The organism is Flavobacterium fluviatile, assembly GCF_010645065.1.
GTDB lineage: Bacteria > Bacteroidota > Bacteroidia > Flavobacteriales > Flavobacteriaceae > Flavobacterium > Flavobacterium fluviatile.
In genome coordinates, this window is sequence record NZ_JAADZW010000029.1 from 25,853 (window position 1) to 36,764 (window position 10,912).

10 protein-coding genes and 1 pseudogene are annotated in these 10,912 nt (G+C 35.1%); 9 read left to right on the top strand and 2 right to left on the bottom strand.

The window, feature by feature from the left end; all coding sequences use genetic code 11:
• Window positions 1–292: 292 nt before the first annotated feature.
• The 4 genes and pseudogenes from fabG to GXM17_RS19335 form a co-directional block, all read left to right on the top strand.
• The gene (gene fabG, locus GXM17_RS19320; RefSeq protein WP_163401184.1) at window positions 293–1,039 is read left to right on the top strand and encodes a 3-oxoacyl-[acyl-carrier-protein] reductase; all 747 of its coding nucleotides are present in this window, start codon (window positions 293–295) and stop codon (window positions 1,037–1,039) included.
• Window positions 1,040–1,166: 127 nt separating this feature from the next.
• Complete coding sequence (locus tag GXM17_RS19325) at window positions 1,167–3,194, top strand: hypothetical protein (protein WP_163401185.1); 2,028 nt, start codon at window positions 1,167–1,169, stop codon at window positions 3,192–3,194.
• A gap of 122 nt (window positions 3,195–3,316) precedes the next feature.
• Window positions 3,317–4,213 carry a LysR family transcriptional regulator gene (locus tag GXM17_RS19330; RefSeq protein WP_163401186.1) on the top strand — a complete coding sequence of 299 codons (897 nt, stop codon included), beginning with the start codon at window positions 3,317–3,319 and terminating at the stop codon, window positions 4,211–4,213.
• 59 nt (window positions 4,214–4,272) lie between these two features.
• A pseudogene (locus tag GXM17_RS19335) lies at window positions 4,273–5,016 on the top strand (YeiH family protein); the annotation flags it as partial.
• 513 nt (window positions 5,017–5,529) lie between these two features.
• Here GXM17_RS19335 and GXM17_RS19340 read toward each other — a convergent pair.
• A complete protein-coding gene (locus GXM17_RS19340) occupies window positions 5,530–6,261 on the bottom strand; it encodes a S24 family peptidase (RefSeq protein ID WP_163401187.1) in 732 nt (243 codons plus the stop codon).
• A gap of 106 nt (window positions 6,262–6,367) precedes the next feature.
• On the opposite strand from GXM17_RS19340, the gene GXM17_RS19345 reads away from it, so the two are divergent.
• Window positions 6,368–6,550 (top strand): hypothetical protein, encoded by a 183-nt coding sequence (locus tag GXM17_RS19345; RefSeq protein ID WP_163401188.1) that lies wholly within the window; start codon window positions 6,368–6,370, stop codon window positions 6,548–6,550.
• A gap of 57 nt (window positions 6,551–6,607) precedes the next feature.
• Here GXM17_RS19345 and GXM17_RS19350 read toward each other — a convergent pair whose 3' ends face one another.
• Entirely contained in the window at window positions 6,608–6,913 is a 306-nt protein-coding gene (locus GXM17_RS19350; protein WP_163401189.1) for a hypothetical protein, read from the bottom strand.
• Between the two features lie 117 nt (window positions 6,914–7,030).
• Between GXM17_RS19350 and GXM17_RS19355 the strand changes: the two genes are divergently transcribed.
• Genes GXM17_RS19355 through GXM17_RS19370 form a run of 4 tightly spaced genes read left to right on the top strand, consistent with a single transcriptional unit; the run spans window position 7,031 to window position 10,910 of the window.
• Window positions 7,031–9,031: a transposase family protein gene (locus GXM17_RS19355; RefSeq protein WP_163401190.1), complete on the top strand. Its 2,001-nt coding sequence runs from the start codon at window positions 7,031–7,033 to the stop codon at window positions 9,029–9,031.
• A gap of 19 nt (window positions 9,032–9,050) precedes the next feature.
• On the top strand, window positions 9,051–9,920 hold the full coding sequence (locus tag GXM17_RS19360; protein WP_163401191.1) for an AAA family ATPase: 870 nt from the start codon (window positions 9,051–9,053) through the stop codon (window positions 9,918–9,920).
• On the top strand, window positions 9,898–10,560 hold the full coding sequence (locus tag GXM17_RS19365; protein WP_163401192.1) for a hypothetical protein: 663 nt from the start codon (window positions 9,898–9,900) through the stop codon (window positions 10,558–10,560). The genes GXM17_RS19360 and GXM17_RS19365 overlap by 23 nt, the downstream gene beginning before the upstream one ends.
• The gene (locus GXM17_RS19370) at window positions 10,557–10,910 is read left to right on the top strand and encodes a hypothetical protein (RefSeq protein ID WP_163401193.1); all 354 of its coding nucleotides are present in this window, start codon (window positions 10,557–10,559) and stop codon (window positions 10,908–10,910) included. Before GXM17_RS19365 ends, GXM17_RS19370 begins: the two co-directional genes overlap by 4 nt.
• The last annotated feature ends 2 nt before the right edge of the window (window positions 10,911–10,912 follow it).

A 10,912-nucleotide genomic window follows, 5' to 3' on the forward strand; every position in this document is an offset into this window, starting at 1 on the left:
TCCTATTCATCACAAAGATGAATTACATATAATAGTTTTAATTTTTATTTTGAAGAAAAGCAGTTCTGTTTGGACTGCTTTTGTTTTTTCAAAGGTTTAGCATGATTTTTTTTGTAATATTAAAAGGTAATTACAATTGTTATTTTTTTAAAAAAGGGAATTGTTCTATATTTGGCAAGTCGTTTTTAGCCCTGATAGAAGTGGAAATCCTTTTGTGTTTTTCTTTAAAACACAAAAGATTGCAACGGATAGCAGGATTAGCTACAAATAAATATTAAAATTAATTTTGAATATGAAATTACTAGAAGGAAAAGTTGCCATCATTACAGGCGCTAGTCGTGGAATTGGAAAAGGAATAGCCGAAGTTTTTGCTAAACATGGTGCCAATGTGGCCTTTACATACAGTTCATCTGTAGAATCAGCTCAGGCTCTGGAAGCAGAATTGAACAGTTTGGGAGTTAAAGCAAAAGGATACCAGTCGAATGCGGCTGATTTTAACGAAGCGCAGACTTTTGTTGATGCTGTTTTAGCAGATTTTGGAACAGTTGATATATTGATTAACAATGCCGGTATTACAAAAGACAACCTGTTGATGCGTATGTCTGAAGCTGATTTTGATCAGGTGATTGATGTGAATCTGAAATCGGTTTTTAATATGACAAAAGCAATTCAGAAAACCTTTTTAAAACAACGTGCAGGTTCTATCGTTAATATTAGTTCTGTCGTTGGGGTTTCAGGAAATGCTGGACAAACGAATTATGCGGCTTCAAAAGCAGGTGCGATTGGTTTTACAAAATCGGTAGCTTTAGAGTTAGGTTCCCGTAATATTCGTTGCAACGCAATCGCTCCGGGATTCATTGAAACCGAAATGACGGCAAAATTACCTGAAGATGTAGTAAAAGGATGGAGAGACGGAATTCCGTTGAAACGTGGCGGAACTACTGAAGATGTTGCCAATGCATGTCTTTACCTGGCTTCAGATTTGAGCGCTTATGTTACAGGACAAGTGCTTAATGTTTGCGGAGGAATGCTTACTTAATAAGTTTGCAGTGTTCAGTTTTTAAGTATTCAGAAAATGTCTTTCTTAAAAACTATAAAGAGAACACATTATAATTTCGACTTTTAATTCTGATCACTACAAACTGATTACTGAACACATATAAATTATGACTACAAACACGATTCTATTATTACTACTTTCTTTAGTAATAGCTGGTGGATTGTCGTATTTTCAATATTTTTATAAAGCCAAAAACCATTCGAATGTGAATGTGTTTTTGGCTTTTTTACGTTTTTTAGTCATTTTCGGATTATTGGTGTTACTGATTAATCCTGTTATGACGAAAAATTCGCTTCAGGTTACCAAAACGCCTTTGGCAATTGCGGTAGATAATTCAAGTTCTGTAACGGCTTTAAAATCTGATAAAAAAGTTACCGAATTATATCAAAAACTGGTTTCGAATGCAGCCCTTCAGGAAAAGTTTGAAATCCAGTCCTATCAGTTTGATGCCGATTTTAAACCTTCAGACAAGTTTGATTTTAAAGGAAAACAAACCAATCTCGATGAAGTTGCCAAAAATCTAAAAAGCATCAATAAAAACCTGATTTTCCCGACAGTTATCATTACCGATGGAAATCAGACTACAGGAAACGATTATGTATATCGTTTTGATCCTGCTAATAAAGTTTATCCTTTGGTTGTGGGAGATACAACCACTTTTTTTGATTTAAAAATCAATCAGTTAAACGTCAATAAATACGCTTTTCATAAAAATAAATTTCCGGTTGAAGTATTTCTGCAATATGCCGGGACTAAAGCTGTAAATACCGATTTTACAATCTCACAGGGAAACTCAGTTGTAGCCAGAGAGAAAGTTTCTTTTTCACCTTCTAAAAAAACAGCTTCTTTAAATTTGCTGTTACCAGCTGATAAAGTTGGGCTTCAGATTTTCAGGGCAAATGTTTCTTCTAACTTAAAAGAGAAAAACAGTTACAATAATATCAAAAACTTTGCGGTTGAAGTAATCGATCAAAAGTCAACCATTGCTATTGTTTCTACTATAAATCATCCGGATATCGGAGCTTTGAAACGCTCCATCGAAACGAATGCACAGCGCAAAGTGATTTTGGCTAAACCTAATGAAATCGACAAATTAAATGATGTTTCAGTTTTGGTTTTGTATCAGCCAAATGGAGCCTTTAAACCTGTTTTTGATAATAATAAGTTAGCCGGAACGAATAGTTTTATCATCACCGGAAACAACACCGACTTTAATTTCCTGAACCAAAAACAGAATAATCTGGTTTTTAAAATGAGTGGTCAGAGAGAAGATTTTTTAACCGAATTTCAGTCACAATTTAATTTGTTTGCGATTGAAAATATTGGTTTTGAAAACTTTCCGCCCTTGCAGAATCTATTCGGAAGTATTACAACGAGCGGAAATGTATCGGTTTTACTTTCGTCTAAAATCAGAAACGTTTCTACTAATGCACCTTTATTGGCTTTCGCCGAAAATCAGGGCAGACGGACCGCTTTTCTTTTAGGAGAAAACAGCTGGAAATGGCGTTTGCAAAGCCATATTGACAATCAGTCTTTTGAAAAATATGATGTTTTTATAGATAAAATCATTCAGTATTTGGCAACATCGGCTTCCAGAAAATCATTGGTTGTAGAGCACGAAAGTTTTTATAATTCGGGAGAAGCCATTGTAATCAATGCACAATACTTCAATAAAAACTATGAATTTGACGAAAAAGCAAGATTAACCATCACGGTTACAAATGCCGAAACGAAGCAAACCAAAAACTATGATTTGCTAAAAGGAAACAATTCCTTCTCAGCTAATCTGGATGGATTAACAGCCGGAAAATATAATTTTACCGTAAAAGAATTAAATTCAAATACGTCATATTCGAGTCACTTTGAGATTTTGGATTTTGATATCGAAAAACAATTTGTAAATCCGGATGTTCAGAAACTGAAACAACTGGCGTTACAAACCAACGGAAAAGCCTTTTTCGAAAACCAGGCAGATGATTTGATTCAAGCGCTTTTAGAAAGTAAAGAATACAAATCGATAGAGAAAAATATCTCGACCAAAACTCCTTTGATTGACTGGGTTTGGCTTTTGGTTTTAATTGCTGTTTTGCTTACAACGGAATGGTTTGTTAGGAAGTATAATGGGATGTTGTAGTTTAAATTTATTTTATCTTAGTGAAACTTAGCGATAGCTCTGTGAATCTGTGTGAGATAATTATACCACGAAGTTTCGCAAAGATTTCACCGAGATTCACAAAGAATTTAAAATAAGTAATCATGGACTTCAGGCTAAAAGTATTTTACACCGTAGCACTCCGCCTTAATTTTACTAAAGCGGCAACGGAATTGTATATCACGCAGCCAGCCGTTTCCAAACACATTCAGGAACTCGAAGAAACTTATAAAACAAAGCTTTTTGAACGTAACGGTTCTAAAATTGCTTTAACTCCTGCCGGAAAAATCCTTTTAGAACATACCAAAAACATCTTCGAAATTTATCGCGAAATCGACTTTGACATGAGTTCGTTTCGTAACGAGCGCCAGGGATTACTGCGATTGGGTTCAAGTACCACCATTTCACAATATATTATTTCACCGGTTTTGGCAAGATTTCACCAAAAACAGCAGGATATTAAAGTTAATTTACTCAATGGAAATACCGAACAGATTGAAAATGCTTTAATCAACAAGGAAATTGAAATCGGAATTGTAGAAGGACAATCTAAAAATCAGTCTATTAAATATGTTCCGTTTATAAAAGACGAACTGGTTTTGGTCTGCAATACTCAAAATCCTTTGGTAAAGCAAAACGAAATTTCGCTTGAAGATTTAAAAAACATGAAATTCATCACCCGCGAGCGTGGCTCCGGAACACTTGAAGTTATAGAATATGCTTTGAAACAAGTTGGTGTAAAATTATCCGATCTGCAAATCGAAATGCAGCTGGGAAATACGGAAAGCATTAAATCGTATCTGCTCAATTCTAACTGTTTTGCTTTCATGTCAATACATGCAGTAGGCAAGGAGCTTAAAAACAATGAACTGATAGTTTTAGATGTAGAAAATTTGACGATCGAAAGATACTTTTACATCATTACTTTACTCGGAAAATCAGATGCCTTATCTGAGCTTTTTATTCAAAATATTTCGTCTTATTATAACCTGAAGTTATAGTCGATTGTATTTTACGATTGGCGTTTTCAATATAAAGCGCAGAACTTTGCAGGGTATATATGAAGTACCTTATTTTGAAAACACAACAACATACAGCGTCCCATTTAGTAGAAGTTAATCTTTTTCTTCAACAGCTTATTTTTGGAGCAGTAATCGTTTTGTGTCTGTTTTCAGTTGTTTCGCCGCCCATTGCTTTATTATTAGGTGTTCTGATTGTAAATGTTTTTGGGAATCCGTTTTTAGCATTCAATCATAAGGCGATCACTTTTTTATTGCAGTTTTCTGTAGTAGGCTTAGGTTTCGGAATGAACGCTTCATCAGCGATTTCTGCCGGTAAAGAAGGTTTTTTGCTGACTGTTCTCTCTATTTTCAGTACAATAATCTTCGGTACGCTTTTAGGGAAATGGCTTAAAACCGATAAAAAAACATCACACTTAATTTCGTGTGGAACAGCAATCTGTGGTGGAAGTGCCATTGCAGCGATTTCACCAACAATTAAATCAAGCGAAAATCAGACTTCGATAGCTTTGGGAGTAATTTTTATTCTAAATTCAGTTGCCTTGTTTGTGTTTCCGTTCATTGGGCATCAGCTTGATTTATCCCAGAAAGATTTTGGGTTATGGTGTGCCATTGCGATTCATGATACCAGTTCGGTAGTAGGAGCAGCCAATAAATATGGTGCCGAAGCCCTACAGATTGCCACAACCGTAAAACTAGCCAGAGCATTATGGATCATTCCGATTTCGATTCTGACAGCCATTATTTTTAAAAATAAAAACTCAAAAATCAAGATTCCGTACTTTTAAGGGCTATTAAATGAATTGTACAATAGTAACTAATATAAAAAAGGTCGAAAAGTCCAATAAAATCAATACTTAAGGACAAAAAAGGTCAAAAAAAGGTCGAAAATAAAATGTGTTTTTTTGTACCATTAACTACTATTTTAATACCATTTAAACACTCATTAATTACACCGTTTAAACATTAACTACCACTACCACTAACAAATATACATAAAACTACTATTTACAGCGTATAAAGGCTAATTTAATAACGTTTAAGCTCCTATTTAAAGGGGCTTTTTTTATGCTCAAATGTGATATAGCTAAAATCATTTCATTTTTTATATTTTGAGAAAAGAAGGACACTTAGGAGGACACTTAGGAGGACAAAAACAAGGTATTCGTATTAAATAAAATAGGTTTTAATACTTAAAAAACACCAAAAATAGTAAAAAACTAATAATAAGTGTATAGATAATACCCCTTTAAATACGTAGTAAATAAAAAATATATATCTGAAAATTAAACAGTTAGCTAGTTTTTTGCTTTGCCATTTGTTTGAATAACAGTACTACTCTGGTTACGTTTCACATTTCCTAACACTTGGTATAACCTTGTTACATCATCTATATGTATATCAAAAGGTTCGTGAATTAGACGCCCGGAGCTCTCGTATTTTTCTTCATTGACTGAACAAGCAAGCCAATTTTGTGGAAGATCACTCTTTTGAAGTCGCTTTATAACACGGTATTCTGATGTTTCTATTAGGTAATCCTGACCATAGACAACTAACCTCTTATTTTTTACTTCTCTCAACGCTGCTATACTACCGGATTTGTATTCTGGGTACATACTGTCACCATGTACTCGCATTGCTGCGGTAGCATCCCGGAACCAGTCACCTGCATCAATCATTTCTACCGGTTGGTGTGTTGGATCAAGAACTGCCGTTTCGTGCATACCTGCTGTAACTATTCCGTCATATAATGGTATCAGTTTTTTTTCTTCACGGGTATAATGCGCAGATGGTTCGCTTAATACGTTTAAATCTTCTTTTAACATTGATCCCTTTCCAGTTAATAACCACTCTGGATTAATTTCAGAATATGTTGAGTAAAATTTCTCAACTGTCTCCATGGAAAGACCGCTTTTTTTATCTAAAATACCGTTTGAAATACCTGTTTGAATATAAAATTTATTCTTGCTAATTCCTTTGTTTTCAATGAATTGTAATATTCTTTCTTTTTGAGTTGAGAAATTTGTCATGGTTTTTTGTAAAGTTGAGACATTTATCTATATATTTGTAAAACAAAATATGAAATACAAGTTTCAAAACACGCTTTCAAAACATAGTATAAAAAACAAAGATAACATGAAAATAAGAATCCACCCAGAATTTAAAGCTCAAATAGCAAAGGAATTTGACACCAGTAAGCAGAATGTAAAAACCGCCCTGGACTATTACAATAATTCAGAGTTAGCAAAAAAAATAAGACAGCGCGCTAAAGATTTGCTTTTAAAAGAAGCTGAAGAAATAAAAACAGAAACGCTATGATAAAAAGAGTATTAAAAAAACTTCTCGCACCAATAGTACGAGAAATCATGGGTGAAACTATACAAGAGGCTTTGAAAGCATCTCTACTAATAGCTGATAAATTTGAGATTGTTTCGAAATCTCAAAAACCTGATTCCGATAATCCAGATTAATAGAATCAGCAAGATTTAATCCTGCATCTATTGTGCCCTTTAGTACGGGTAATGTTGTGTAAAAAGAAACAAATACCATTGAAACCCTAGAGCTTTCTTCAATATCAGATTTTTCAACATTTTCACAACATTCTTCTAGCATGGCTAGAAAAAGCGGGGGGACATCATAGACAACTCTTTCGAGAACTTTTGATAATAATTCATTTTCCATAATTACTATAATTTATAAGTGAGACGGTAAATATAGTAATTCCTCCCGAGTGGCACACTCCCAGTTTCGAGTACTGGGCGGGAACAAATAAAAGACCATTTAAACACCGTTTAAATTATGTACCAATACCATTCAAACCTACTATCTATACCGGCTCGATTGCTTTATGATGATTTAGAATTAATGAGTTATGATAATTACAATAAAGCTTGTACAAGAGGTAAAATCAAACGCACAAAAGAAGGCAAAGGAAAAGGAAACGAAGCTTTTGTTGCTTTTGAAAGTCTTGACCCTAAAATTCAAAAAGTAATTGTCGAGGCATTGGGACCAGCGACACAAGCAAGTCACATCATATTTACTGATTACATCAATTATGATGATGCTGCCAACAGATTTTTTAAAGAATACACTTTAGATAATGGTGATCCTTTGCCGGAAAAAAATATTAAGGAATATATCGCCAATGCTCAGGTTTTAAATGCAATCGGTGCGATTTTAAACTCAACAATGAGCCGACGTAAGGCTTTAGGTTCTAAAGTGAAACCCTGGGAAAAGATAATGCCAATTTTAAAAGAGTTACCACGTCACACTTATCCGCATTCATTACCTGGCAATGAAAAAAGGTTACGAGATAAGTACAATTTGTATATGAAAAACGGCTATTCGTCATTGATTCATAGCGGATTTGGACACAAAAACTCTGAAAAATTGAATGATGAAGCTAAATCATGGGTTCTGGCTCGTTGGTCTGATAGAGTTAAGAAATGTACTGGTTATACTCAATTGTTGAGAGAATACAACCAAATGGCGGGTGAAAATGACTGGAAAGAACTAAAAACAGAACAATCGCTTATTAATTTCCTTACTGATCCTAAAATTGAACCGCTTTGGTATGGATACCGTTACAGTGAGTTGAAATCGAAAGAGAAATACAACTATCAACACACGACTAAATTACCAAGTCTTCGTGATGCTCTTTGGTACTCAGACGGTACCAAACTGAATTACTACTATCAGGACGAAAACGGAAAGGTTAAAACAACGCAAGTATATGAGGTTTTTGATACATACAGCGAAGTATTTATTGGGTATCATATTTCAGACTCTGAAAACTTCGAAGCACAGTACCACGCCTTTAAAATGGCGTTGCAAATTTCAGGACATAAGCCGTATGAAATCAAATTTGACAACCAGGGCGGAACTAAAAAGCTTGAAGCGCAAAGTTTCTTAGGAAAATTAGCCAGAATTACAACGCGTACAGCCCCATATAATGGTAAATCAAAAACAATTGAAAATGCGTTTGCAAGATTCCAACAGGAGTATTTAAAACAGGATTGGTTTTTTACTGGGCAAAATATACAAGCTAAAAAAGCCGAAAGCAAGGCAAATATGGAATTTATCCTGGCTAACAAAAAGAGTCTTCCAACTTTAGAACAAATCAAGGAAACTTATAAAAATAGACGTCAGGAATGGAACCAGGGCAAACACCCAAAAACAGGAAAACCACGCCTTGAAATGTATTTAAACAGTGTTAATCCGGCCACGCCAGAAGTAAGTATCTGGGATATGATGGACATGTTCTGGATTGCACGAGAAAAACCGATTACCTGTACCGCGTACGGTATTGGATTTAAGGACAAAAATACTGAATACAATTACATGGTTTACAATGAGGATAGAATGCCGGACTTGGTTTGGCTTCGTCAGAATATCGATAAAAAATTCATTGTGAAGTATGATCCTGACGATATGACTTTGATACAGCTTTACGAAAATACACCGCTAGGGTTAAGACGGGTTTGTTCAGCAGAAACCAAAGTTGAGATTCACAGATCACAGCAGGAAAAAGAAGCTTGGGAAGATCAGTTTTTCAAAACCATTGACAACGAAAATAAACGCCTGCGTGTTGAAGCTCGTGACAAAATGGATTCCATTTTAGAACAACACCAAATGAGGCCAGAAGATTACGGATTAACAAGTCCTAAACTGATGGGAATTGAAACCAAGAAAAAGAAAAAAGGAAAACCCGAAACGGTTGACGATATCGGGCAATTTCAAAAGAAGGTTTCCAATCTGGTTACAACAATAGATGACGACGATTTTTCAGACTTAATGTAAAACTAAAAATAACAAAACAATGAACGCTATTCAAAAACAACAAATAACCGAATCTTTACGCCTTTTCTGTCAGCAAAAAGGGTCACAAAACAAAGCTGCAAATTCTCTTAATGGTGTAAGTGCTGCTACTATATCACAAATATTGTCAGGTAACACAGAATTAATTTCAGGCGATATGTGGCGAAATATCGAAAGTCAAATCAAACAGGCTTTACCTAGCGAATGGGTTTTGGTAGAGACAAGAGATTTCAAGTTACTAAACCGCTTTTTTGCCGATGCTCAATTACACAGTAATGTATTTGCAATTGTAGGCGATGCCGGAAGCGGAAAAACTAAAGCCATTGAGCAATACACTTTGAGTAATGAGAATGTTTACCGCCTGAGCTGTTCGGAGTTTTGGAACAAAAAATATTTTCTACAGGAACTATTACAAACTATGGGACGTGATTGTTCAGGGCTTACCGTTTCGGAAATGATGCAGGAAGCTGTTAACCAAATCCTGAAAAAAAACAAGCCTCTTATCATTTTAGATGAAGCTGATAAATTGACCGATCAGGTTTTATACTTCTTTATCACGCTTTACAATAAACTAGAAGACTTTTGCGGAATTATTCTTTGTGCAACCGACCATTTAGACAAACGCATAAAAAGAGGTCTTAAAATCAATAAAAAAGGGTACAAAGAAATATATAGCCGTATTGGTCGCAAATGTATAGAACTAAAAGGAGTCAGCTTTACCGATGTAACTCAAATATGCATGGCTAATGGTATCGAAGATAAAGGACAAATAAAAAAGATTTGGGATGACTGCGAATGTGATTTGAGAAGAGTAAAAAGAAAAATTCACGCCGAAAAACAAAAGCCGAATGACGCAAGCCAAGAAGATTAATCGAGCGGTTTCGGTTTCTGAGATAAAAAACAAGAAGTTCAAAAAACTGGAGCTTTCTCCAAAGTTTAAAAAATTCATAGGAACGCCGGAAGCTAATGGAGTTTGGTTTGTCTGGGGAAATTCAGGACATGGAAAGTCCAGGTTTTTAATGTGGCTTTCCAAGGAGCTTACCAAGCATGGTAAAGTAGCTTACAACACGTTAGAGGAGGGTGCCCGGTTATCAATGCAACGAAATATTATTGATGCCGGAATGGATGAAGAAAGTGTTCGTAAAAACTTCATACTTCTGAACCGAGAACCTATTGAAGAATTGAAAATCAGATTAAGAAAAAAGAAACATCCGCATTTTGTCTTTATAGACAGTTTTCAGTACACAGGATTGACAAAGAGGCAATACATTGAACTGAAGGAAGAATTTACAGACGTGCTATTCATTTTCAATAGCCATGCTGAAGGAAAAGAACCATTAGGCAACATTGCAAAGTTTGTTCGCTATGATGCCGATGTTAAAATAAGAGTTGAAGGATTTAAGGCTTTACCTATGAGCCGACACGGAGGCGGTGAGCCTTACATAATTTGGGAAGAAGGCGCTGCCGAATATTGGATGGACATTACTAACAAAAAACAACTGACACCATGAAAACAACAATTCAAAAACTGAACATTACCCCAGAGCAACACGAATCATTAATCTGGAACTTTTACCAAAATTGGTGTGAGAGTGTAAGCATTACTATGATTGAGTTTCAACAAATATTAGCCAATGCAGCAATAAACAGATGGTTTATCCTGGAGTTGCAAAAATGCGAAGTTGAATTTCATAAACGTACAGATCGCTACACTGAAAATGTTACTGCGAAGGATATGGTAAAATGCTACAGAGATTGCGCATTGCATCTATTCAACATTCGTCCTATGGCTTTGTTAAACCAAATCAAAAAGCCAAAAAACACCGGAATCAGAGTATTTAACGCCATAAACCAAAACTAACA

Coding starts and splice junctions, on each gene's coding strand:
- fabG (WP_163401184.1), top strand. CDS start 293: ATGAAATTACTAGAAGGAAAAGTTGCCATCATTACAGGCGCTAGTCGT.
- GXM17_RS19325 (WP_163401185.1), top strand. CDS start 1,167: ATGACTACAAACACGATTCTATTATTACTACTTTCTTTAGTAATAGCT.
- GXM17_RS19330 (WP_163401186.1), top strand. CDS start 3,317: ATGGACTTCAGGCTAAAAGTATTTTACACCGTAGCACTCCGCCTTAAT.
- GXM17_RS19340 (WP_163401187.1), bottom strand. CDS start 6,261: ATGACAAATTTCTCAACTCAAAAAGAAAGAATATTACAATTCATTGAA.
- GXM17_RS19345 (WP_163401188.1), top strand. CDS start 6,368: ATGAAAATAAGAATCCACCCAGAATTTAAAGCTCAAATAGCAAAGGAA.
- GXM17_RS19350 (WP_163401189.1), bottom strand. CDS start 6,913: ATGGAAAATGAATTATTATCAAAAGTTCTCGAAAGAGTTGTCTATGAT.
- GXM17_RS19355 (WP_163401190.1), top strand. CDS start 7,031: ATGTACCAATACCATTCAAACCTACTATCTATACCGGCTCGATTGCTT.
- GXM17_RS19360 (WP_163401191.1), top strand. CDS start 9,051: ATGAACGCTATTCAAAAACAACAAATAACCGAATCTTTACGCCTTTTC.
- GXM17_RS19365 (WP_163401192.1), top strand. CDS start 9,898: ATGACGCAAGCCAAGAAGATTAATCGAGCGGTTTCGGTTTCTGAGATA.
- GXM17_RS19370 (WP_163401193.1), top strand. CDS start 10,557: ATGAAAACAACAATTCAAAAACTGAACATTACCCCAGAGCAACACGAA.